26 protein-coding genes are annotated in these 23,696 nt (G+C 53.4%); 7 read left to right on the top strand and 19 right to left on the bottom strand.

Annotated elements, in window-relative coordinates; translation table 11 throughout:
* Positions 1-134 precede the first annotated feature (134 nt).
* From lpxP to LC417_RS21280, 5 genes are all read right to left on the bottom strand, one after another.
* Positions 135-1,058, bottom strand: coding sequence for a kdo(2)-lipid IV(A) palmitoleoyltransferase (gene lpxP / locus LC417_RS21300; RefSeq protein WP_022624898.1), 924 nt, complete (start codon positions 1,056-1,058; stop codon positions 135-137).
* Positions 1,059-1,767: 709 nt separating this feature from the next.
* Positions 1,768-3,402 carry an anti-phage dCTP deaminase gene (locus LC417_RS21295; RefSeq protein WP_022624899.1) on the bottom strand — a complete coding sequence of 545 codons (1,635 nt, stop codon included), beginning with the start codon at positions 3,400-3,402 and terminating at the stop codon, positions 1,768-1,770.
* Between the two features lie 236 nt (positions 3,403-3,638).
* The gene (locus LC417_RS21290) at positions 3,639-3,887 is read right to left on the bottom strand and encodes an ogr/Delta-like zinc finger family protein (RefSeq protein WP_022624900.1); all 249 of its coding nucleotides are present in this window, start codon (positions 3,885-3,887) and stop codon (positions 3,639-3,641) included.
* The gene (locus LC417_RS21285) at positions 3,884-4,042 is read right to left on the bottom strand and encodes a hypothetical protein (protein WP_154210881.1); all 159 of its coding nucleotides are present in this window, start codon (positions 4,040-4,042) and stop codon (positions 3,884-3,886) included. The genes LC417_RS21290 and LC417_RS21285 overlap by 4 nt, the downstream gene beginning before the upstream one ends.
* A 325-nt stretch (positions 4,043-4,367) precedes the next feature.
* Positions 4,368-5,231: a YicC/YloC family endoribonuclease gene (locus tag LC417_RS21280; RefSeq protein ID WP_033766535.1), complete on the bottom strand. Its 864-nt coding sequence runs from the start codon at positions 5,229-5,231 to the stop codon at positions 4,368-4,370.
* A gap of 155 nt (positions 5,232-5,386) precedes the next feature.
* Between LC417_RS21280 and LC417_RS21275 the strand changes: the two genes are divergently transcribed.
* Positions 5,387-5,812: a DUF3574 domain-containing protein gene (locus LC417_RS21275; protein WP_010672099.1), complete on the top strand. Its 426-nt coding sequence runs from the start codon at positions 5,387-5,389 to the stop codon at positions 5,810-5,812.
* Positions 5,813-5,850: 38 nt separating this feature from the next.
* On the opposite strand, the gene LC417_RS21270 is transcribed toward LC417_RS21275, so the two are convergent.
* Positions 5,851-7,035 (bottom strand): NupC/NupG family nucleoside CNT transporter, encoded by a 1,185-nt coding sequence (locus LC417_RS21270; protein ID WP_010672098.1) that lies wholly within the window; start codon positions 7,033-7,035, stop codon positions 5,851-5,853.
* Positions 7,036-7,185: 150 nt separating this feature from the next.
* Between LC417_RS21270 and rph the strand changes: the two genes are divergently transcribed.
* Complete coding sequence (rph, locus tag LC417_RS21265; RefSeq protein ID WP_010258378.1) at positions 7,186-7,902, top strand: ribonuclease PH; 717 nt, start codon at positions 7,186-7,188, stop codon at positions 7,900-7,902.
* Positions 7,903-7,951: 49 nt separating this feature from the next.
* Complete coding sequence (pyrE, locus tag LC417_RS21260) at positions 7,952-8,593, top strand: orotate phosphoribosyltransferase (RefSeq protein ID WP_031591887.1); 642 nt, start codon at positions 7,952-7,954, stop codon at positions 8,591-8,593.
* Between the two features lie 35 nt (positions 8,594-8,628).
* On the opposite strand, the gene slmA is transcribed toward pyrE, so the two are convergent.
* The 3 genes from slmA to coaBC all read right to left on the bottom strand — a co-directional run bounded on the left by slmA (position 8,629) and on the right by coaBC (position 11,002).
* Entirely contained in the window at positions 8,629-9,225 is a 597-nt protein-coding gene (gene slmA, locus LC417_RS21255; RefSeq protein ID WP_010258372.1) for a nucleoid occlusion factor SlmA, read from the bottom strand.
* 120 nt (positions 9,226-9,345) lie between these two features.
* Positions 9,346-9,804, bottom strand: a complete 459-nt coding sequence (dut, locus tag LC417_RS21250; RefSeq protein WP_022624903.1) for a dUTP diphosphatase — start codon at positions 9,802-9,804, stop codon at positions 9,346-9,348.
* A complete protein-coding gene (gene coaBC, locus LC417_RS21245) occupies positions 9,782-11,002 on the bottom strand; it encodes a bifunctional phosphopantothenoylcysteine decarboxylase/phosphopantothenate--cysteine ligase CoaBC (RefSeq protein WP_022624904.1) in 1,221 nt (406 codons plus the stop codon). Before coaBC ends, dut begins: the two co-directional genes overlap by 23 nt.
* A 180-nt stretch (positions 11,003-11,182) precedes the next feature.
* Here coaBC and radC point away from each other — a divergent pair, with 180 nt between their 5' ends.
* From radC to mutM, 4 genes are all read left to right on the top strand, one after another.
* The gene (gene radC / locus LC417_RS21240; RefSeq protein ID WP_010258361.1) at positions 11,183-11,839 is read left to right on the top strand and encodes a DNA repair protein RadC; all 657 of its coding nucleotides are present in this window, start codon (positions 11,183-11,185) and stop codon (positions 11,837-11,839) included.
* 241 nt (positions 11,840-12,080) lie between these two features.
* A complete protein-coding gene (gene rpmB, locus LC417_RS21235) occupies positions 12,081-12,317 on the top strand; it encodes a 50S ribosomal protein L28 (protein WP_006121249.1) in 237 nt (78 codons plus the stop codon).
* Positions 12,318-12,336: 19 nt separating this feature from the next.
* Positions 12,337-12,504, top strand: coding sequence for a 50S ribosomal protein L33 (gene rpmG / locus LC417_RS21230; protein ID WP_223566329.1), 168 nt, complete (start codon positions 12,337-12,339; stop codon positions 12,502-12,504).
* A 69-nt stretch (positions 12,505-12,573) separates the two neighbouring features.
* The gene (gene mutM, locus LC417_RS21225) at positions 12,574-13,383 is read left to right on the top strand and encodes a bifunctional DNA-formamidopyrimidine glycosylase/DNA-(apurinic or apyrimidinic site) lyase (RefSeq protein ID WP_010258280.1); all 810 of its coding nucleotides are present in this window, start codon (positions 12,574-12,576) and stop codon (positions 13,381-13,383) included.
* Here the strand turns inward: mutM and coaD are convergent.
* From coaD to rfaF, 10 genes are all read right to left on the bottom strand, one after another.
* Positions 13,380-13,859, bottom strand: a complete 480-nt coding sequence (coaD, locus tag LC417_RS21220; protein WP_010258279.1) for a pantetheine-phosphate adenylyltransferase — start codon at positions 13,857-13,859, stop codon at positions 13,380-13,382. The two genes, mutM and coaD, sit on opposite strands and share 4 nt — an antisense overlap.
* The gene (locus LC417_RS21215) at positions 13,856-14,632 is read right to left on the bottom strand and encodes a glycosyltransferase family 2 protein (protein ID WP_223566328.1); all 777 of its coding nucleotides are present in this window, start codon (positions 14,630-14,632) and stop codon (positions 13,856-13,858) included. The genes coaD and LC417_RS21215 overlap by 4 nt, the downstream gene beginning before the upstream one ends.
* Positions 14,632-15,906, bottom strand: a complete 1,275-nt coding sequence (gene waaA / locus LC417_RS21210; RefSeq protein WP_010258275.1) for a lipid IV(A) 3-deoxy-D-manno-octulosonic acid transferase — start codon at positions 15,904-15,906, stop codon at positions 14,632-14,634. Before waaA ends, LC417_RS21215 begins: the two co-directional genes overlap by 1 nt.
* Positions 15,907-15,998: 92 nt before the next feature.
* Positions 15,999-17,132: a glycosyltransferase family 4 protein gene (locus LC417_RS21205; protein ID WP_010258274.1), complete on the bottom strand. Its 1,134-nt coding sequence runs from the start codon at positions 17,130-17,132 to the stop codon at positions 15,999-16,001.
* Positions 17,125-18,201: a putative lipopolysaccharide heptosyltransferase III gene (gene rfaQ / locus LC417_RS21200; RefSeq protein WP_010258272.1), complete on the bottom strand. Its 1,077-nt coding sequence runs from the start codon at positions 18,199-18,201 to the stop codon at positions 17,125-17,127. Before rfaQ ends, LC417_RS21205 begins: the two co-directional genes overlap by 8 nt.
* Before the next feature lie 73 nt (positions 18,202-18,274).
* Positions 18,275-19,261, bottom strand: a complete 987-nt coding sequence (locus tag LC417_RS21195) for a glycosyltransferase (protein WP_191914759.1) — start codon at positions 19,259-19,261, stop codon at positions 18,275-18,277.
* A gap of 327 nt (positions 19,262-19,588) precedes the next feature.
* Positions 19,589-20,593 (bottom strand): glycosyltransferase family 8 protein, encoded by a 1,005-nt coding sequence (locus LC417_RS21190; RefSeq protein ID WP_223566327.1) that lies wholly within the window; start codon positions 20,591-20,593, stop codon positions 19,589-19,591.
* A gap of 9 nt (positions 20,594-20,602) precedes the next feature.
* Positions 20,603-21,679, bottom strand: coding sequence for a glycosyltransferase family 9 protein (locus tag LC417_RS21185; protein WP_223566326.1), 1,077 nt, complete (start codon positions 21,677-21,679; stop codon positions 20,603-20,605).
* Entirely contained in the window at positions 21,676-22,653 is a 978-nt protein-coding gene (gene rfaC, locus LC417_RS21180; protein ID WP_010258262.1) for a lipopolysaccharide heptosyltransferase RfaC, read from the bottom strand. The genes LC417_RS21185 and rfaC overlap by 4 nt, the downstream gene beginning before the upstream one ends.
* A complete protein-coding gene (gene rfaF, locus LC417_RS21175; protein ID WP_010258260.1) occupies positions 22,641-23,696 on the bottom strand; it encodes an ADP-heptose--LPS heptosyltransferase RfaF in 1,056 nt (351 codons plus the stop codon). The genes rfaC and rfaF overlap by 13 nt, the downstream gene beginning before the upstream one ends.

Raw genomic sequence — 23,696 nt, 5'->3', positions numbered from 1 at the left:
ACTGTAGAGGTAGCTATAACGGCAGAGGCAGTATGAGAGCACAGCAAACGAGGATGAGAGAGTGGACGTAAAGCAGATGTCGTTCAGAAGATTAAAACAACAAAGCAGGCACGAGGCCTGCTTTATCAGTTAACTCAGACGTAGAGCGACTTTTCACCCGGTGGCCGGGTTTTGAAGCGACGATGCAGCCAAAGGTACTGTTCGGGTGCGCGAAGGATCTGATTTTCGATTACTTTGTTCATATAAGCTGCAGCAGCAGCCTCGTCCGTATGAGGATAATTTTCCAGCATCGGTTCGATGATCAAATGGTAGCCATCATTTCCTGGATTACGAATCAGCATAATCGGCACCATCGCTGGCTTCGCCAGACGCGACAGAACAAAAGTCCCGTTAGTCGTGGCGGCTTTTTCCACCGCAAACAGCGGCGCAAAGGTGCTGCCTTTAGGGCCGTAATCCTGGTCAGGCGCAAACCAGACCGATTCACCCTGTTTCAGGGCATTAACCATACCGCGTAGATCACGACGGTCGATCATCGCTTTATTTGAGCGCATCCGCCCTTTGGTCTGCACATACTCCATCGCCTGGTTATTGTGTGGGCGATACATCGCCATCATTGGCTGACAGAGTCCGCTGATGCGGCCGCCCAACTCCAGTGACATGAAATGCACACCAATCAGCATCACGCCTCGCTTTTCTTTCTGCGCGGCATGCAGGTTTTCCATTCCCGACACTTTAAACAGACGTCTTACCGCACGGTCAGACCAGAACCAGGCAATACCGGTTTCAGCCAGCGCCATCCCAAGCGACGCGAAATTGCCAGCAATCATATGTTCTGTTTTTTCTTCGCTGATGCCCGGAAAGCAGAGTTCGATGTTACGACGGGTAATACGCTCGCGGCGCTGCAGGAAATGGCGAGAGATTTTGCCGGCACCGGCACCGAGACGCATAAGAACAGGATAGGGGAGCTGGACCAGCAGCCAGAGTACGCCAAGGCCAAACCAGGTAAACCAATAACGCGGATGCAGCAGCGAACTGCTAAATTTTCCGGTGTTTTTCATTAACAACCTTCATGGGATAGAGGGATGCATCGCACAAAGAGCACTTCCATGAGTCTTAAGGCGGTACAGCTGTACTGATTTCGACCAACATTTTATCAAAAAGTGCCTTCAAAGAAAGGGAAACTCCGGCATCTACAGGATTGACCTGTTTCATGGAGAAGCGTTAATACCGGCTATAAAAGTACATTAACCTGATAAAATCATTATTTTTCAAATAATTAATCTAAGCCTGAAAGAAGCTTTAATTGTAAGCGAGGCCGTTTCAGGAACAGTCTGGAAATGATTATTTATTTATCTTTACCTGATTCTGATGCTGGCCGCGCTGAAAAAGCGATCAATTGACGGAAGGAGCTAACTCTTTAAGTGCTGACAGCGCCTGAGAGGGGAACAAAGCGCCACTGCGAGCGCTTTGTTGAGTGGAAATTACTCGATATTCTGAATCTGCTTTTTTATTTTTAGATAATCTTTTGTTTTTTAAAGATTTTTAAGCTTTTATTGCATTGGTACAATCCGTGGTACAAAAGTAGCACGTTTAGATATTCTCTAAGAAGAGGTGGCTCGTTTTAATGCGAAACAGTTACTCTCGTAATGGTTTTTGCGTTGTTTCGAGTCCTGGAACTGTGTAGCATCTGAACCCGATTGTTTCCAAGCTGGCCAGTCAGAAACGGTTTTGCTGGCTTCTGTAAGAAACTCAAACAAATCTTGGTGGTTATCGTGTGACATTTAAATTCTCCTTAACTATTTTGTTTAGGCTGTCTGCCGCTTTAAGTTCTTTTTCTATATAGGACGAGGGTAGCATCTGTACACGAAGTCTACCATTTTTTCTTTCCCATTTTACGGCCGTTCCATCATCATATTTCCGTACTACTTTGTAACCAGTGCCTAAGTTTATTGAAAAGAGGTTGAAGAAACATCTTGGACCAACACCGACAAAAGGTTCAAATATAACCTTTTTGACTTCTTGAGCACTCTTGCTTATTTCTGAAGACTCGATGGAATCCTTATGGAATAAAAATGCTTTACTTTTAGGGTAGGGTTCTATGTAAAAGACTTTTTCAATACCGCTTGCAACTATATGCTTAGCACAGTTGTGGCATGGGAATGTTGTGCAGTAAAGTGTTGCTTTATGAGTATTTATTTCACTTCTTGCACAAGAGAGGATAGCTTCCATTTCAGCATGCACAACCCTGCCATATTCGGTAATATCCTTTATTTTACTATTGTTTAAAGCCCTAAAAATCAATTCTGATAACTTATTTTTGTTTTTTCTGATTGTTTTATCATCAGTATCATCGATTTCGGTTTTAAATTTATCAATGATGTCGTTTATAATGTTCTGTTTTTCATCTGTGTTAGAATCATATCCTATTGTATAATCCCTACCACCTTCGATGTCTTGTATCTTATCGTCTATCATTTCAGGCCAATATAAACCACCGCCAAAGGTAGGAATATCGTTCGCCCCAGTAGTTAATATCATTTTATTTTTAGTTAAAACTGCTCCAACCTGTCTAGACAGGTCAGCTGATCTTAAAGATGCAGAATATGCCATAGACATAGCATACTCATCGAAAGTTGGGCTAATGTTTGGCTTTCCAAAAATTAAGTCAAAAAAACGCCAAAGATGATTTGTTACTCTATCATAATTATTTTCAGAGCTTACAAAAAAGTCAGCAAGTTCATATGTGTCCCGAGTGTGTTGCCCCCACTTATCTCCTTCATGTGCATCTCTTTTTATTAATTCTGCTGCTTCTTTCTCAGAAACTGATTTATGATTTACTAGGTAACTTTTCCTTCTATCCTCATCAGAATAGACTCCAATTAAGTAAAACCCATTAGTATATATATCTCTGAGAAGGTTTACCTCTGCTGGATGCTTCAGAGAGTGTATTATATATGCTTTTTTACTTTTAGGTTTAGGTAGGCCTGAGACTTCCAAGTCTCTATGACTACTTATTAATGCTGAGGCAGCCATAGAAAGAATTGCATTATTTTTACTCTTTTCTCTGAGTTCGTTCCCTGCTGTCATAAGATTGTTTATATTTACATAGTTCTCTTCCGATCTATCCATTGGTTTAAATTTTTTTATTATCTCTGATGATATTCTTATATCCATAACATCATATGAATATGTGGCGAACATCTCCTTGATAGTGACTTTTATTTGATCAAGGTTTGTGCCAATTGCTCCAACTAAACCAATAACAACCTCAGGACTATCATCTTGCTCTGTGATTATTTCAACACTTTTTACTTCCATTTCAATAGTCACTCCATATCTGAAAAGTAGTATTTGATCTACCCCACCATATCTTCTTGGGTACAACATTTGTGGGAAATCCATAAATCCTCTTCACGCACAATGCTATCCCCGCCACGCCTGCCCGCTTTATGCGTTGCTTTTCATGCACCTGCATCTAAAGGCTCAGGCCGCGCTAGTACTGGCCCCGTTTGTGCTTCTGACCCGTATCTTTTGCATGCATCACTATTTATATATTTATACTCGTCACCGTGCAGGAAATCTTTAGCTTTGCGCACAAAAATCCCCGCCGGTTGGCAGGGAGAGTGTGAGGTTTTCTGTTAGTGCCTGAAGGCGCCTCCGTAGCGACCTAAGGTCTGCGACTGGCGCTGAGGCGGCGGCGGGGGCGGCATCTTGCAGATTTCCGGCTGCGACGGTACGGTTATCACTTTCGTAGTACTCTCGTTGGTCTTGAACGCGCAGGAACAGTCTAGGCTGGTGCACTGATGATAACGTTCCTTAACCTGTTCGGACATATAGCGGCTCGATTTAACATGCGCCGGGCTTTTGCAGTACGGGCAGTACATCATGACCGGTTCTCCTTCTGCTGTTTTCCTTGATGCTTTTCCTTACGCTCCTGCATCAGCTGCTGGATGGTCGCCGGGCTGTTATACAAATGCATATCCACACCAGTCAGCGCGGGACGATAAATACTAATCTCCGAGAGCACCGGCTCAGCATTCATATCCAGTCACGCGCCTTTTTCCTCCGTAACTATAGCGAAAGCACCATTTAGGTATTGAAAACTCTTTCCAGTAATAAAGGTACAATCCGTTTCCGTTAGAGCGTCAGTCAAAGCGTTCCTGAGACTCTAACTAGGCTTAAATCTGTGTATCTGATAGCTTTCCCTTTCTGCCTGCTTGTACCAAAACAATAATGGTCAAAGGGGTAATTGGGACATTAGGTGGTATTGTAATAGCAGGAGGTTTTGCGAGAAGGGATGATTCCTGATGAGATAATAAAACCCGTAACTTACGGGTTTTATGGCATTTCATTAAAGTGGGTGGAAATTACTCGATATTCTGAATCTGCTCGCGCATCTGCTCAATCAGCACCTTCAGTTCAATAGCTGAAGTCGTGATTTCGGCGTTGATCGACTTCGAAGCCAGCGTGTTCGACTCACGATTGAACTCCTGCATCATAAAGTCGAGACGGCGGCCAACTGCTTCTTTCTTTTTCAGGATGTTGTAAGTCTCTTTAACGTGCGCATCCAGACGATCCAGCTCTTCAGAAACATCAACACGCTGCGCCATCATCACCAGTTCCTGCTCAAGGCGATTGTTTTCCAGCTGGACTTCAGCATCTTCCAGTTTGGCGACCAGCCGCTCACGCTGCCATTTGATCACCTCAGGCATCTGCGCGCGCACTTTGCTGACTTCCTGCGAGACGCCTTCCAGACGCTGCTCAATCATCGCTTTCAGGGCGGTACCTTCGCTTTCACGTGCCGCAATAAAGTCATCAAGCGCACCATCCAGTGCCTGCAACAACTGGGTGTTGATGGCATCCAGATCCTGTTCCTGCGCAGACATCACACCCGGCCAGCGCAGAATATCCAGCGGATTAATCGCGCCTTCGTCGCTCTGCATTTTTACCCAGTTGGCAGCCTGCACCAGCTGTTTCGCCAGCGTTTCGTTGAGCATCAGTTCGCCCTGTGCGCTGGGATCGGCATCAAAACGGAGGTTGCACTCAATTTTACCGCGCGTCAGACGCTGGCGAATGCGCTCGCGGATAACCGGCTCCAGCCCACGAAACTGTTCCGGCAGGCGGATGTAGGTTTCCAGATAACGCTGGTTCACGGAACGCAGCTCCCAGGCGGCGCTGCCCCATTCGCCTTTGGCTTCGCTGCGGGCATAAGCGGTCATACTGCGGATCATAAGCGGTACTCATTTGCGGAAAGATGGGTGAAGTATAGCGAGGCGAGCCACGGCATAACAGGCATAAGCGTCGCACAGGAAAATAACGAACCATTTCCGCTTTCAGCGACAGCCACTTATGATGACCATTGACCCTTTGTGAGGATGACTGATCTATGTCTCGCGTTATTGCCCTTCCTGTTGTGATGGCTCTGCTGCTGGCAGGTTGCCAGGCACGCCACTCGCCGCCCACTAAACCGCAACCCATCTGTGCGGGTGGCGACATGATGATGCAGACCACGTTGTGGTTTGGACTGAGCAAGCCTGATGGCGGCAGGGTGAGTTCACTCGACTGGATGAACTTCGTGGATAATGAGGTCACGCCACGGTTTAAAGCGGGCCTGTCGGTCTATGATGCCAAAGGGCAATGGCTGGGCGAGAACGGTCAGCTGGCACGGGAGAACAGTAAGGCGTTGATGCTGATCCACGGGATCGACCCCGCCACCAACGTTGATATTGAGGCGTTACGCAGCCTCTATAAAAAACGGTTTGGTCAGGAGTCGGTTATGCGGGTGGATGCACCCGTCTGCGTCGGATTCTAAGGCGAAAGCGGGCGGCAGAATTGCCGCCCGTTGAATAATCAGATAAACAGACCGGCAAAGGCTGCGGAGAGCAGACTGACCAGCGTGGAGCCATAGACCAGCTTCCAGCCAAAACGGGAAACCACATTTCCCTGTTTCTCATTCAGGCCTTTTATTGCGCCCGCCACAATGCCGATAGAGGCAAAGTTAGCGAACGAGACCAGGAACACCGACAGAATACCCAGTCCACGCGCACTCATGCCTGCCGCGACTTTCTGCAGTTCAATCATCGCCACAAACTCATTCGCCACCAGTTTGGTTGCCATGATGCTGGCCGCCTGCAGGGCATCGGCTTTGGGAATGCCAATCAGCCAGGCCAGAGGATAGAACAGGTAGCCGAGCAGTTGCTGGAAGCTGTAGCCGAACACCGCCGCAAACAGCGCGTTGACGGCAGCAATCAGCGCAATAAAGCCAATCAGCATGGCCAGAATAATCATCGCGACTTTGAAGCCTGCCAGGATGTATTCGCCCAGCATCTCAAAGAAGCTCTGCTCTTCATGCAGTTTATCCAGCGCGATAGGCTGCTCATCCTGGCTTTTCATCGGGTTGATGATCGACAGGATAATAAAGGTGCTGAACATGTTAAGCAGCAGTGCCGCAACCACATACTTCGGTTCGATCATCGACATATAAGCACCGACAATCGACAGCGAAACGGTAGACATCGCGGTCGCCGCCATGGTGTAGAGCCGGCGTGGCGGGATATCACCCAGAATCCCTTTATAAGCGATGAAGTTTTCCGACTGCCCAAGAATCAGCGTGCTGACGGCGTTGAACGACTCCAGCTTGCCCATGCCGTTAATCTTCGACAGCAGCGTCCCGAAAATACGGATCAGCAGCGGCAGGATGCGCCAGTGCTGCAATATGCCGATCAGTGCCGAAATAAAGACAATCGGGCAGAGCACGCCAAGGAAGATAAATGCCAGCCCCTGTTTGCTCATTCCGCCAAACACGAACTCCGTGCCCTGTGCGGCAAAACCCAGCAGCGTTTCAAAGAAACCGGCGAACGAACCGACCAGCGCCAGACCCCCGGCAGAGTGAAGGAAGAACCAACCCAGCGCGGCTTCCACCACAATCAGTTGAACAATAAAGCGCAGACGAATCTGTTTACGGTCATGACTGACCAGCAGCGCAAGGGCAAAAATCACCACCAGCGCCAGCAGGAAATGAAGAATGGCGGCCATATGTCTTTTTTATCAGAGAGAAAGGAACGCGCATTTAGCCACAGCTGGCGGGGAATTTCATCTGATGCCTGCGTCAGACCAGCGCAAGAGACAGCGGGCAAGGAAGTCCGTATAATGCGCAGCCAATCATTAGCAAGCCGGAGAATACCCATGCGTCCAGCAGGCCGTAGCGCACAACAGGTGCGTCCAGTCACATTGACCCGCAATTACACCAAACACGCAGAGGGTTCCGTTCTGGTGGAATTCGGCGAAACGAAAGTGCTTTGCACTGCCTCGGTAGACGAAGGGGTTCCGCGTTTCCTCAAAGGCCAGGGCCAGGGTTGGGTAACGGCCGAATATGGCATGCTGCCGCGTTCGACCCACAGCCGTATGGCGCGTGAAGCTGCAAAAGGCAAGCAGGGCGGACGTACGCTGGAGATTCAGCGTCTGATCGCCCGTTCACTGCGCGCCGCGGTTGATCTTAAAGCGCTGGGTGAATTTACCATTACGCTCGACTGTGACGTAATTCAGGCTGATGGCGGCACTCGCACCGCATCAATCACCGGAGCCTGTGTGGCGCTGGCTGATGCGCTGAACAAGCTGGTGGCGAGCGGCAAACTGAAAGCGAACCCGATGAAGGGCATGGTCGCGGCGATTTCAGTGGGCATCGTCAAAGGCGAAGCGCTGTGCGATCTGGAGTATGTTGAAGACTCAGCCGCAGAAACCGACATGAACGTCGTGATGCTGGAAGATGGCCGCATGATCGAGGTGCAGGGCACTGCCGAAGGCGAACCGTTCAGCCATGAAGAGTTGCTGACGCTACTGGCGCTGGCACGCGGCGGAATTGAGGAATTAATTCAGGCGCAGAAAGCAGCGCTGGAAAATTGATGTAACAGGCGACCTCAGAGTCGCCTTTTCTTTATTTGAGGAGTGAGAAATGAAAGCCTGGCAGCGTCAGTTTATTGAATTTGCCCTGAACAAGCAGGTGCTGAAGTTCGGTGAGTTCACTTTGAAGTCCGGGCGTAAAAGCCCCTATTTCTTTAATGCTGGTCTGTTTAACAGCGGACGGGATTTAGCGCTGCTGGGACGCTTCTACGCGCAGGCGCTGGTGGATGGCGCTGTTGATTTTGATCTGCTGTTCGGCCCGGCCTATAAAGGCATTCCGATTGCCACCACCACGGCGGTGGCGCTGGCGGATCATCATGACCGCGATGTGCCTTACTGCTTTAACCGTAAAGAAGCGAAAGATCACGGCGAAGGTGGCCTGCTGGTTGGCAGTCCGCTGCAGGGCAAAGTGATGCTGGTGGACGATGTGATCACCGCAGGCACCGCGATTCGTGAGTCGATGGATATTATCGGTGCGCACAACGCCACTCTGGCAGGCGTGCTGGTCTCGCTTGATCGTCAGGAGCGTGGACGCGGAGAAATGTCGGCGATTCAGGAAGTGGAACGTGATTACGGCTGCAAAGTGACCGCAATTATTACGCTGGCAGACCTGATTGCCTGGCTGGAAGAGAAGCCTGAGATGGCCGATCATCTGGCTCAGGTACGTGCCTATCAGAAAGCGTACGGGATTTAACAGAGGCGGGCGCAATGCCCGCCTTCTTTTACGCTTTACGCCAGCTGCGCGGCAATCAGCGGCCAGCGAGCCTCAAAGTCTGCGGTAGGACTGAAACGAAACTCAGAACGGACATACCGTGACAGTAAACCCTCACAGAATGCCAGCAACTGACTTGCCAGCAGCGCCTCATCAGCCTGAAAGGCTTCGCCCTCGCGCATTTTCCGTTCCCGCATCACCTGTCGCAGCTGCACTTCAATCCGCTCAAACAGCTGATTGATGCGTCCCTGCAGTCGGTCCTGCTCAAACATCAATGCATGGCCGGTCAGAATGCGCGTCAGTCCCGGATTACGCTCACCAAATCCCAGAATCAGTTGCACGATCAGACGCAGACGCGTCATGGTCTCTTTTTCATCCTTGAGGATCAGATTGATGCGGGTAATCAGACTGTCTTCGATAAACTCAATCAGGCTATCGAACATTCGTGTTTTACTCGGGAAGTGACGATACAGCGCCGCTTCGGAAACGCCCACCGTGGCTGCCAGTTTGGCTGTGGTAATGCGCTGACTGCCATCACCCGACTCCAGCATCTGCGCCAGCGCCTGCAAAATCTCTTCGCGACGATTCCGCTTCGCGACTTTTTTTTCTGCCATGACCTTAAAGACCCCTGAAATTCACCTAAAAACAGGCAACACCTACGCATCTGCCACAGGAACGCGTCCTGTGGCGATGAGGAAAAAATAACGGGCGTAAGTGAAAGTCGGTAATGCGGGTTACTGGCGACCGGAGTGGCCGAAGCCGCCTTCGCCGCGCAGGCTGGCGTCGAAATCTTCGACCAGGTTAAATTCCGCCTGCACCACCGGTACAAAGACCAGTTGTGCCATGCGATCGCCGGGTTGCAGCGAGAAGCTTTCCTGGCCGCGATTCCAGACCGAGACCATCAGCTGTCCCTGATAGTCGGAGTCAATCAGCCCCACCAGGTTGCCCAGCACGATGCCATGTTTATGGCCAAGGCCTGAGCGCGGCAGGATCACAGCGGCCAGGTCGGGGTCGGCAATATGAATCGCCAGGCCGGTCGGAACCAGCGTTGTGGTGCCTGGTGCGATGTCGAGAACATCATCAATGCAGGCGCGTAAATCTAACCCAGCGGAACCTGAAGTCGCGTAGGTCGGCAGTGGAAACTCTTTGCCGACGCGCGGATCCAGAATTTTAACGTCTATTTTTTTCATCATAACGGCTGACAATCTCGTCTATTAATTGTTGGCCAAGGAGAGACTTATCGCTGAGCGGTAAGCGTTTTTCTCCATCCTGCCAAAAAAGGTGAAGAGCATTGGTGTCGCTATTAAACCCCTGTCCGGCTTTAGCGACGTCGTTAGCGCAGATCAGATCCAGATTCTTGCGCACCCGTTTTTGCCGGGCGTATTCTTCCACATTCTGTGTTTCAGCAGCAAATCCAACGACGAACGGCCGGTTTTCCTGAAGTGCAGCGACGCCGGCAACAATATCGGGATTCTTTACCAGGTTCAGCGTGACGTTATCATCGCCGCCCTGTTTCTTGATTTTATCGGCCGCAATATCGGCTGCCCGGTAGTCTGCCACGGCTGCGCTTGCAATGAAAATATGTTGTTTATCTATCTCACTCATGACGGCGGCCTGCATCTCCAGTGCGCTGGTCACATCAATTCGCCGCACACCCGCTGGCGCAGACAGGGTGACCGGGCCGCTGACCAGCGTGACCTGTGCACCGCGTCTGGCGGCGGCGTCGGCAATAGCAAAGCCCATTTTGCCGGAGCTGTGGTTAGTGATGTAGCGCACCGGGTCCAGCGCCTCACGGGTAGGGCCGGCGGTAATCATAATGTTGAGATGTTGCAGATCGTTGACGGGCGTAGCCCACTGCACCGCATGGTCAACAATCACCAGCGGGTCGAGCATCCGGCCCGGCCCGACATCGCCGCAGGCCTGGCTGCCGCTGTCCGGTCCCCAAATCAGCACGCCACGCGCCTGCAGGCTCTGCAGATTATGCTGGGTCACCGCCGCACGATACATCTGCTGATTCATAGCGGGCACCACTGCCACGGGTGAGGCCGTCGCTAACACGGCGGTCGTCACCAGATCGTTTGCCATACCGGCAGTAATACGGGCAATCAGGTCAGCAGTGGCCGGTGCCAGCACAATAAGGTCGGCCCATTTTGCCAGTTCAATATGACCCATCGCCGCCTCCGCTGCCGGATCAAGCAGATCGTCAAATACCGGATAGCCGGAGACAGCCTGCAGGCTGAGCGGAGTAATAAATGCTTTCGCACCCTCTGTCATCATCACGCGGACATCAGCACCGCGATCGCGCAGGCGGCGCACCAGCTCAGGTGCTTTATAAGCAGCAATACCGCCGCTCACGCCAAGAAGAATTTTTTTGCCGGCTAATCCCATCATGATGTTGGCCTCACTAAGCTCTCTGCCGCTCGCGGCGGCGAATGCACGGACTTTATCACAAAAGCGTGGATGCGCCTTTTCACTGACTGCGTTTGCGAGCCGTCTCGTAGATTGCAGCTTCACTGATAGCTGCACTCTTCATGATGGGCCATGCTAAGGCTCATCTCAGGGAGAGCGGATATGAAAATAAAGGGACCACGGGAAAAACTCCGGAAGCTGGGTGCGCATGCCCTCAGCGATACCGAACTACTGGCCATTTTTCTCCGTACCGGATCGCCTGGACAGAACGTCCTGGAGCTGGCCGGACAGATGCTGGACGGTTTTGGCTCGCTTTATCAGCTCATGACGTCAGACAAAGCGGCATTCGGTGAAATCAAAGGGGTCGGCGATGCCAAGCTGGCACAACTTCATGCGATTGCCGAACTGGCGAAGCGTTTTTTCGCCAGTAAGCTGGCCCGCGAAAGCGCAATGGAAAATCCACAAATCACGCGCCAGTATCTGCAAAGTCTGTTAGCCCATCAGGAGCGTGAGATCTTTATGGCACTGTTTCTGGATAATCAGCATCGGGTGCTGCGGGCACAAAATATGTTCTCTGGTTCCATTAACAGCGTGGAAGTTCACCCCCGCGAGATCGTCCGGGAAGCGCTGAAGCTCAATGCTGCCGCTCTGATACTGGCGCATAATCACCCGTCGGGCATGGCGGAGCCGAGCCGTGCAGACCGTGAAGTGACCCATAAAGTCAGCGAAGCCTGCCAGCTACTCGACATCCGTCTGCTCGATCATCTGGTGATTGGGCATGGCGAATATGTCTCCTTTGCCGAGCGGGGATGGCTCTGACAGGGGGGAATTTCACGCCAGGTGGCGGCTTTTTGCCCGATCATTCGGGATCTTTATCTGTTCGGGACTTGAGCACTTGGGCTGAGCGGCGTATACTACGCCACCTTTGAGAATCTCGGGTTTGGCGGTTAGGCCAGCTTAGCGGGTTCCATGGAATTCGCCTGGCGGGCTGCAAGCCTGACGAGGCGGCCCAAACCTAATTTTTAAAGCTCGAGCTGATTTGATTTTTGGAGATATTGACATGTCACGAGTCTGCCAGGTAACTGGAAAGCGTCCGGTGACGGGTAACAACCGTTCCCACGCAATGAACGCGACGAAACGCCGTTTCCTTCCGAACCTGCACTCACACCGTTTTTGGGTTGAGAGCGAGAAGCGCTTCGTTACTCTGCGTGTATCTGTTAAAGGTATGCGTATTATTGATAAAAAGGGCATTGATACGGTGTTAGCCGATATGCGTGCCCGTGGTGAGAAGTACTAAGGTACTAAGGAACTGAATCATGGCTAAAGGTATTCGTGAGAAGATCAAGCTGGTTTCCTCTGCTGGTACAGGTCACTTCTATACCACCACGAAGAACAAACGTACTAAACCAGAGAAGCTGGAACTGAAAAAGTTCGATCCGGTTTTACGTCAGCATGTGCTCTACAAAGAAGCTAAAATTAAGTAATTTTAGTGTTCTGCTAAAAACCCGGCTCCGGCCGGGTTTTTTGTTTGTGTAAAACGCTGAGGAGAGGGTATGCCAGAGTTGCCAGAGGTTGAAACCAGCCGTCGCGGTATCGAACCGCATTTGGTCGGTGAAACCATCCTTCACGCCGTGGTGCGTAATTCACGTTTGCGCTGGCCTGTTTCGCAGGAGATCCTGGCGCTGAGCGATCAGCCGGTGCTCAGTGTGCAGCGCCGGGCGAAATATCTGCTGCTGGAGCTGCCGCATGGCTGGATCATTATCCACCTTGGCATGTCCGGTAGCCTGCGCGTGCTGTCAGAAGAGCTGCCAGCGGCGAAGCATGACCATGTTGATCTGGTCATGAGCAACGGCAAAGTGCTGCGCTACACCGACCCGCGCCGCTTTGGCGCCTGGCTCTGGAGCAGCGATCTGGCGGGCAGCAGCGTGCTGGCACATCTCGGGCCGGAGCCGCTTAGCGAGGAGTTTGACGGCACTTACCTGTTTGAGAAGTCACGCGGCAAGCGGACGCTCATCAAGCAGTGGCTTATGGATAACAAAGTGGTGGTGGGCGTGGGCAACATTTACGCCAGCGAGTCACTGTTTACCGCCGGGATCATTCCCGATCGTGCTGCCGGCAGTCTGTCGCAGGCCGAAGCGGAACTGCTGGTCAATACCATCAAAGCGGTGCTGTTACGCTCCATTGAGCAGGGCGGAACCACACTGCGTGACTTCTTACAGACCGACGGTAAACCCGGCTATTTTGCACAGCAGTTACAGGTTTATGGGCGGGCAGGCGAACCCTGCCGGGCATGCGGTACGCCGATTGTCAGCGGCAGACACGGGCAGCGCAGCACCTACTGGTGCCCGAACTGCCAGCATTAAGCCAGTTTAGCCAGCAATGCCTGATGCACCGGCGCGGGCAGGAAGGCGGTCACATCGCCGCCGTGACGCGCCACCTCTTTGACCAGCGAAGATGAGATAAACGAGAAGCCTTCGGACGGCATCAGGAAAACACTCTCCAGCGTTGGCAGCAGGTGACGATTCATCTGCGCCAGCTGCATTTCATATTCAAAGTCTGACACCGCACGCAAGCCACGAACCAGCACATTCGCCTGCTGGTCACGGGCAAAATTCGCCATCAGGTCGCTGAATCCGACCACCTCAACGTTGGGCAGATGGGCTATCACTTCACCAGCCAGCGCCACGCGCTCATCCAGACTAAACATCGGTTTTTTACTGGGGCTGGCGGCAACGGCCAGAATGACCTGATCAAACATCTGCGCTGCCCGCGTCACGATGTCGAGATGGCCGAGCGTCACAGGATCGAACGTTCCGGGATAGATGGCTTTCGTGATCATACTCGCCCTTTTGCCGAAGCATGATTCAGCGCCCAGAGGGCTGAATATTTATTGAAGGTATATTGCGCATTGACCACCGCCAGAATCCAGCCCTGCTTTCCGTCGAGAAAACCGGCACGCAGCAGCAGGGTTTTCATAAACGCGCCCAGCGTATGGCTGAACAGAGAAAACAGGCTGCAACGCTTACCGCACCGATGGCGTTCCGTAGCCCAGGCTTCGGCATAAGCCAGCTGCTTGCGCTGAAAGGCGATTAAATCGCGGCAGGTCAGATGCTGCAGATCGCCGGGTAATGCCACCACCGGCGCGCCGTCACTTTGCAGTGATTCATGCACCAGATTGTCATTGTAGCGGAAGGTGCGTGGGTAGAGTCGCATGACGCGGTCAGGATACCAGCCGCTATGGCGCATAAAGCGGCCGAGAAACAGATTACTGCGGCCCAGGCTATAAACCGTACGGCTGGGTGGCGCGACCAGCACCTGCTCAATCGCGGCGCGCAGTTCAGGTGTCACGCGTTCATCCGCATCGATCATCAGAATCATGTCGCCGGTGGCATAGTGCTGCGCGCGCTGGCGCTGGATACCATAGCCCTGCCAGTCACCATTGTGGTAGACCTTCGCCCCAGCCTGTGAGGCGATCTCGACACTGTTGTCATGGCTGCCTGAGTCCAGCACGATAATTTCATCGGCCCAGCTGACCGAGGCCAGGCAGTCAGGCAGCAGTTCCGCTTCGTTTTTGGCGATCATCACCACGGAAAGACGTTGGCGTGCTGACATTAGTGGGCCCGTGGTGGCAGATGCGGTTCGAGTAACTGTAGCAGACGCTGTAGCGCACCCTGATTCTGGTGCAGCACGTCTACCGCATGACGTCCGTAATAACGGCGGTAATCATCATCCTGTAACAGGTTGGTGACCTCTTTTTCCAGCGAAATCACGTCGGTGACGGTGATCAGCCCCTGGCCTTCCTGCAACTTGCTGCAGATATCTTTGAAGTTCCAGATATGGGGTCCCATCAGAACCGGAAGCGCATGGGCAGCAGGCTCCAGCGGGTTGTGTCCACCCCGTTCAACCAGGCTGCCGCCGACAAAGGCCAGATCGGCAATGCCGTATAGCAGCATAAGTTCGCCCATTGAGTCTCCGATGACCACCTGCGTTGAGCCAGACGGGATCTCGCCGCTGCTGCGCAGGATAAAACTGAAGCCGCGTTCCTGCGTCAGTTCACGGGCATCGTTAAAACGCTCGGGATGGCGGGGCACCAGAATCAGCAGCAGATCCGGGAAGGTCTGCAGCAGGCGGCGATGGGCATCCAGCACAATGGCCTCTTCACCTTCGTGCGTGCTGGTGGCGATCCACACCGGACGGCGCGGCGCCCACTGACGACGCAGCGTCACCGCTCTGGCGGCCAGTTCTGGCGTCACGGAAATATCAAACTTCAGGCTGCCGGTAATCGTTAGTTGAGAACGTTTCAGGCCCAGGCTCAGGAAACGGTCGCCATCTTCCGCATTCTGCGCCGCGATAAGCGTGATGCTCTGCAACAGCCGGCGCATGAATTTACCCAGCTTGCGGTAGCCTTTGGCCGATCGGGCCGAGAGGCGGGCATTGGCGATCACCAGCGGAATATTACGCTGGTGCAGAATGCGGATAATATTCGGCCACAGCTCGGTTTCCATGATGATCACCAGGCGTGGGTTGACCGTATCCAGAAAACGATTAATCGAACCCGGCAGATCATAAGGCAGATAGACGTGATGCACATCTTTGCCAAATGCAGATTGCGCGCGTTCAGAGCCGGTAGGCGTCATGGTGGTGACGGTAATCGGCAGGGTCGGGTAACGATGACGCAGAGCACGCACCAGCGGGATCGCGGCCAGGGTTTCACCCACAGAGACCGAGTGCAGCACAATGCCGTCGGGCTTAACTTTGCCGACACAATAGCCATAGCGTTCTGCCCAGCGTTTGCGATAGGCAGGCGCTTTACGACCGCGCAGCCACAGGCGCAGCCAAATCAGTGGCTGAATTAAGTAGAGCAATGCGGTGTAAAAGGTCGTCATAGTTACCGTTACAGCAAATTCGCGTCTAAAAGCAGATTAAAATCAGATGGCGGCATGTTATCAGAAACCCCGCATGCACTCATCCCACATTGTCAGTTGCTGCTCAGGACCTGCTGATAAAGCGAAGTCAGCGCCTGCGCCAGCCGTTGTGGACCATAAGGTTCAATTTTGCGCCGCGCCGCGTCACCCATTCGTGAATCGACGGAAAGCGCCGGTAATGCATTAACAGCCTGATTTAACCCGTTGATATCCAACGCATCACAGACGAAGCCTTCCTGACCAGCGGTAATAAATTCTGCGCCACCGCAGCCAGTGCTGGTAATCACCGGTAAGCCGCAGGCCATCGCCTCCAGTACCACATTAGGAAAAGGATCGTAGAGGGTGGGCAGCAGCAGGCCATCAGCCGCGTGATAGAACGGCTGCACATCCTGCTGTACGCCGACAAAGCGCAGGCGGTCCAGACAGTTAAGCTGATTTGCCAGCTGCTGATACCGCTGCAGTTGCTTATCCTGACCCACCACAATCAGATAACGGTCGCTGGCAGCCAGCGCCTGTATCGCCGCTTTCAAGCCCTTGCGTTCGAAGCCGGAGCCGACATAAATCAGTACGGTGGCCGCATCGGGCAGCGCCAGCTGCTGACGGGTGGCGCGACGTGCTGCTTCCGTGGCGGGCTGGAAACGGCTGGCGTCGATAGCATTATGAATAACGTGGATTTTTCCGGCGTCGAGCGAGAAACAGCGCAGGATATCGCGCTTTACCATCTCAGAATTACAGATCACCGCTTTCAGCGTCGGAGAGTTAAACATCTCCGCTTCCGCCTGCAGGACATAGCGATGATAAGGGCTGAGCACAGCACTCAGTCGTTGCCACGATGAGACGATGCGGGCGCGCTGTTCCAGCCAGACGCGATGAACACCATCACCCGCGCGAAAAATATCACAGCCCGCGATGCGCTCGTGGCTTTGCACAATATCGAACTTTTCGCGCTCCCAGCAGGCGCGTGCTGCACGGGCAAAACCGCGCTCACGGGATACCCGGCCCAGCTTTGCAGGATTACAGATATGCAGATGCCAGTCAGGATTGGGTGTGCCCTGCCAGCTGCGGGTAATGATGTTGAGATCGAGCTGCTCGCTGCCCAGCGCTTCCAGCGCGCGTGAGATAAAACGCTCGGCACCGCCATCCGGACGATATTTCTGCCGGACAATCGCCAGCCGTAACTTACTCATTCAGATAGCTCCTCGCTGCCGCGACCACATCCTTCACCGGAATGGCCGACAGATAACGCTGGTCTGTTTTGGTGTCGATGGAATCGGGTGAGGGCAGCGGGCCATAATCCCCCGCCCAGATGACATGATTATTGTCGCCCCATGGCCGCCAGTGCTGCAGCTTGGTCGGGCCAAACAGCGCAATACAGGGCGTTTCAAGTGCGGCGGCCATGTGCATTGGTGCAGAGTCGACACCAATAAACAGCCGGGCATGATCGATAAGCGCCGCCAGCTGCGGCAGAGTAAACTGACCGGCCAGCGAAACCACATCCGGCGATGCACACAGTGCCCGAATGCGGTTGATCATTGCCAGCTCCTGTTTGTCCGGCCCGGCGGTCAGCACCACTTTGCGGCCCGGCTGCGCCAGCTGATCGAGCGTGGCGGCAACACTCTCCTCTTCCCAGCATTTAAAGCCCCAGCGTGAGGTCGGCTGCACCACAATATAGGGCGCGGTGACCTGGTGTTCTGCCAGTCGGGTCAGCACAATTTGCTGGTCAGCGTCGCTGTAGTGCATTGAGACCCGTGCGCCGTCGCTGCTGATGCCGAGGGGTGCCAGCGCCGACATATTCTGCTCAACGGTATGCAGCTTGCTGTGATTGTGTGTGGAGACCAGCTGGTTGTGACACCATCGCCACAGGACGTTATCACGTTTTTTAAAAGCGAAACCGATACGTACTGGCGCCGCGGAGAGACGCGTAATCAGGGCAGCCCGCCACTGATCGGCCAGATTAATCACCAGATCATAATGTGCGTCACGTATGGCGCGAATTAATGCACGCTCATGGCCCAGCTTGCGCCAGGTGCCCTCCTGCTTCCATTTACGATCGATGACGTGCAAATGGCGGATAGCCGGATGCGCTTCCAGCATCGGACGCGTCTCCTGATAGAGCAACACGTCGATGCTGGCCTGCGGATAACGCTCATGAAGCGCATTGATGGCGGGTGTTGTGAGCAGCATGTCACCATGATGGCGCAGCTTAATCAGTAATATATTTTTTGGAGAGATGTTTGCTGGAGTCAGGCTGGCCATAAACAAGAGTTCTCAGAATTCAGTGAACCGATTGTAGGGCAAACCCTTTTTAGGATAAAGCCAGCCTCAAAGGTTATTTATCACGCCAGCGATAGAGCCGGGCCAGCCACAACAGCAACTGATACCACTGCTTAATTCCCCGGGCGTTGCGTAACATGCGCAGGTGTGTCCGGGTGGCGAACAGCTCGGCAATGATTGCCTGGCGTGCGCGGGCGTCAGGCTCACGTCTTACACTGTGGCAAACACTGAGCGCTTCATGGGTCACCTGATAGTGAAACGACGGGTAGATCTTCACGCGGTCACGATAGCGGTCATTGAGCTCTTCCAGCAGTCGCGCAATCTTCATGTAGTGACGCTGATACTCTACGTTGCGCTCGCCGGTACGTTTGCGATTGCTGATTGAGGCGTCGTGCATATAGTAGCGATAGAGTACCGCCTCGGTATAACGCACGCGTTTTGCCAGCAGCATAAACTCGGTAGTCCAGGGAATATCCTGATGATGCAGGCCGGGTTCAAACTGCAACTGATGCTGCTCAATCAGTTCCCGGCGATAGATGCCCAGCCAGACCACATGCATATAACGATGGGTTTTTAGCGCGGTATTCAGCCAGTCGGCACCGCTCAGTACCGGCGTGCTGCGCAGGCGATCCAGCGGAATCAGCGGCTTTACCCGCTGGCTGTGTTTGAAAAACCACTCGGCGTTGCACTGTGCCGCATCCAGATTATCTGCCTCCGCCAGTGTCACCAGCGTCTGATACATATCGGGTTGCATGGTGTCATCCGCATCAGGGAAGGTGACATATTTCCCGCGGGCAATCGCCAGTCCGGCGTTGCGGGCGCGCGAGACGCCGCCATTTTCCTGATGTATCACACGAATGTGAGAATGCTGCTGTGCATACTGATCGGCGCGCTCGCCTGAGCCATCGGTTGAACCGTCATCGACGATAATGATCTCAAGCAGAGTCAGCGTCTGCGCCAGCAGTGACTGCATGAACTCATCAAACATGCTGCCCGCATTGTACATCGGGGTAATGATACTCAGCAGAGGAGAAGTACTCATGACAATATCTGCACCAGCATTGTATTCACTGCGAAAAGGCGTTGCCTCGTCATAAATCATTTCCAAATCAGCAGAGTGAAATCAGGGAGTTCACAATTATAAAACGATGTTGCATCCCTGCTTTACTAAAAACCACGCCCGACAATAATAATGCGCTATATGCGCTTTTTTTACGCAATGTGGTCGCGCAGGTAAACAGATTATTATGCTGGCTTGCTGTCAGCGTCGTTATTACAGAGGTCGTGGCAAACAGCCGGCGGGATAAGTGACGGGAAAGTCAGGCGCTGAAATAACAGCGCCCGCATCAATCTGATAAACCTGAGTGTGCTATTGCTCACTCTGCTTAAAAAACTTGAGACTGACATACTTCATCATCCAGCTCAGGCTTTCAGCATACTGTTTCTGATGCCATTTTACGCGGGCGAATCGCTTCATTTCTTTATAATGCTTTGGCGTATCAAGCGGTTGTGAAGCCCAGGGTGAGCGCTGGTAATAGCTATAGTAGCGCTGGGAAAGATCGCTGCCAGCCCATGCATGCCAGGGTTTGCATTTACCGGTGTAGTGAATCATTACCGTCTCTTCAGGCACGCCCGAGTGATCCCAGACTTTATTGGCGATGATGTCGTAAATGTGGTTATAGCGGTCTGGCAGGATCAGGACCTCATCCTCCAGCACGATATTCAGCGCATCCTGATCGGGAAAACCAAACTCTGCGCCCCGCGTTACCAGCACGTCGGTAATGCGCGCGGTGGTCTGCCTTTCGAGCCAGCGTGGAATATTAATCAGCATAAAGCCGGAGTTGAAATAGTGGTGGTGCTTCAGCCCCAGCCTTGCGCACTGGTTATGTCGCGCTCGCGGTGTGTCATTACAGGCCGCCAGCGTGTAATCAGTGATATCCAGCGTGAACAGGGGAGAGTAGTCGCCCACCACCAGGGTGTCAGCATCAATATAGATCACCCGATCGCTGTAGCTCGCCACGGTTTCCGGGATCAGGAAACGGTAGTGGATACTTTTGGGATAGCGTCCGACCGCAGGCAGCTGATCAACCCAGGCACGGTTAAAGATATGCAGCGTGATCGCCAGACGATGGCCCGTGGCCAGTGAACGCAGTTTTTCCACATCCTCTTCGCAAAGCGAGTCTGAAAAAACATGGGCGTGGAAAGCGGTATCAGGATGATGGCTGAGAAGTGAAAACAACGTAATGCCCAGGCCACGCGCGTAGGCGTAGTTGATGCCAAACGCAACATGAACCGGATTCTCATCCGTGTCAGCAAGCGTGTTAACCAGCAGCTGACTTTGCTGAACGGCCTCAGCAAGAGGGGTTATTGCCATTACGCTTCACTATTCCAGATTATGAGTAATAAATGCTTGTATTCTAGTCAGTTTATCGTGATCCAGCCCGAATAATTTTTCAGCAGGCTGATCAAACTGAAAACGGGTGGCAAAAACGAACGTCGACGCAGCAATATTATCCGGTCCGATAAACAAAACGTTATTGACCGGACGCTGTTCCCGGACTTCACACGGGCCATAAAGCATGATCACCGGTATCTGCTGCGCATCCGCAATATAGGCATTGCCAGAGTCAGAGGAGATGTAGAAATCCATCTGTGCAATGGCCCACGGAACCTCTTCCAGTTTTAGCTCACCAATCAGACTGACGATATTGTCTTTCGGGCCGGTCAGGCTCAGTAACTCATCCAGCCACGGCTGCTCAGCCGGTGGGCCAAACACATAAAAGGTGCAGGGCAGGTCAGCCAGCGACGCCATCAGCTGCTGCCAGATGCTGGCCGGAATGGTTTTAGCCCGGTTACCGGCAGAAATACTGATGCCAATTTTAATACCGCTGCGCGGATTAACCAGCGCGGCGGGCGGCGCAGGCGGCTGCCAGAGCGGTGAGGTCGCATGCTTAGGGAAATCGGTGTAGCGGTAGTCACGATTAATCAGCTTCAGGTAGCTGTCGAGCGTTAAATCCGTTTTGGTGTGGTCGACAATACCGCTGGCGCTGCGATAGAAGGTCTTATGGTAGGACTTACGCACATAGGTGCGCAGAAACTGCTTGTTCGGTGCGTTGCAGAGCGCAGCGAAAAACAGGTTCACGCTGTTTGGCTGCACCAGATAGACGTTGTCATAGCGGTTCATCAGCGTGAACGCGAGCTTCAGTTTGGCAAAAAAGCTGCGCTTCGCCTCTTCAATCAGGAAATAGCGGCTGACCGTGTCATCGTGACGCGCCAGCGGCTCCACCGCTTTGCTGATCAGCAACTCAGACTGACCCAGTGCGCGCAGCATCGGGGTGATATTAATAAAATCACCAATCTTTGCCGTCTGGATGATCAGGCTGCGTCCGGTTGGACGGTAAAACAGCCGCATTATGGCCCGGAAAGGCAGCAGAAGCAGGTAGATCAGCACATAGTTCATGGCATGTTTTCCGTAATAACGGCTCGCAGTTTCTCTGCCACCGTGTCAGCAGTCAGCTCTGCCAGATTATGATTCGGGGCGCTCAGTGCCTGTTGGTTCTGCCCGTAACCGCCAATCAGTCCAGGATCGGTCGGACCATACAGCGTGAGGTTGGGGCGATCCAGTGCCGCCGTCAGATGGCTCAATCCGGTATCCACTGAGACCACCGCCCGTGCGCCCGCCAGCTGTTGTGCTATCGCTTCCAGCGTCAGCTTAGGCAGTACATCGACATGCTCAAATCCTTCTGCAAGGCGCTGCGCACGCTGATGCTCATGTTCAGCACCCCAGGGCAATTTCACCCGCAACCCGCTGGGCTGCATCTGCTCAATCAGCTGTCGCCAGTGTGATTCCGGCCAGTGCTTGTTGTCACGCGTTGTGGCATGCAGAAAGACCAGGTAATGATGTGCGTCAGCGGGCAGATGATGCAGAAAGTGTCCGGCAATCGCGTAGTCACCCTGACTTTGCGGTTTTTCATAGCCCAGGCTTTTGGCGAACAGTTCGCGCGTCCGCTCAACCGCGTGCTGTCGCTTACTGACCTCATGGCGGATGTCATACCACCAGCTGGCGAACGGCTCACGCGCGCTGCGGCTGTCCTGCCCATGTTTCACCCCTTTCGATAAGCGGGTGACCAGCGCGGCACTTTTAATCAGGCCCTGTGCATCAATCACGATATCGTACTCACGTGACTGTAACGCGCGCTTAAACAGCACGCGCTCTTCACGCTGCTGACTGCCAAACCAGTGTTTGCGCCAGCGGCGAATCGCAACCGGTAACACCTTATCTACTGCGGGATGCCAGCCAGGGATCTGTGCGAAATTCTCTTCCACTACCCAGTCGAAACGGATGCCGGGAATGGCATGCATTGCATCGGTCAGTGCCGGGAGCGAATGCAGCACATCGCCCATTGATGAGGTTTTAACAATCAGGACGTGCATGGCACCTCCTGTGGCGCGAGCAGTTCGCTCAGCGTCTGATGTACACGTTCAGGCTGAATATCGATCAGGCTCTGGTGATAGCCCTGTTCGGCATCGCCTTTGCGCACTTTGTGATAGCCGGTAATCAGGCGAATAATTCGCGCCTGCTTTGCCAGCGGCGGCGTAAAGTCAGGGCTGCTTGGTCCATAGAGCGCCACCAGTGGACGATCCAGCGCCGCGGCGATATGCATCAGGCCGGAGTCGTTGCTGACCACGGCACGGCATTGCGCCAGCAAAATCACCGCCTGTTCCAGCTGAGTTTCACCCGCCAGATTACGGCAGTGGCCGCGAGCCTCTTCGGGCAGCGCCGCGATAATCTCTTCGCCGGTCGGGCGATCTTTGGCGGAGCCAAACAGCACGATCTGAAAGCCTTCAGCAATCAACTGGCGGGCCAGCGTGGCGTAGTGATAGTGCGGCCAGCGTTTGGCCGGACCAAATTCAGCACCCGGACAAAAACCGATGACCGGACGGGTCGCGGCGAGCTGAAACTGTGCGGCCGTTTCAATTTTTTCCTGCTCTTCAACCTGCAGTTTTGGCCACAACAGCGGCTGTGGCAGCTGCGCCGCCGACGCAACAGGTGTGTCGTAGCCCAGCGCAACGTAGCGCTCAACCATCAGCGGAAACGCGGCTTTATCCAGCACGCGCAAATCATTCAGCAGGCCATAGCGCATTTCACCGCGCCAGCCGACGCGGCGTTTTATTCCGGCAAAGAAGGGGACCAGCGCCGACTTGAAGGAGTTAGGCAGCACATAAGCACGGTCGTAGTGACTGGCGCGCAGCACTTTGCCCAACCGGCGACGCTCACCGATTTCCAGCGCGCCATGCCCAAGTGGCATCGCCAGCGCCTGATTCACCTCCGGCATGCGTGACAACAACGGACGGCACCATGCAGGTGCCATCACGTCAATCACCGCATCGGGATGTTCGGCCTTGAGGGTGCGATAGAGACTTTGCGACATCATCATATCGCCGACCCACGACGGGCCGATTACCAGAATTTTCAT

This window comes from Pantoea sp. OVA07A, assembly GCF_019969975.1.
Lineage (GTDB): Bacteria > Pseudomonadota > Gammaproteobacteria > Enterobacterales > Enterobacteriaceae > Pantoea > Pantoea agglomerans.
This window is presented reverse-complemented; position numbering and strand designations above follow the sequence as displayed.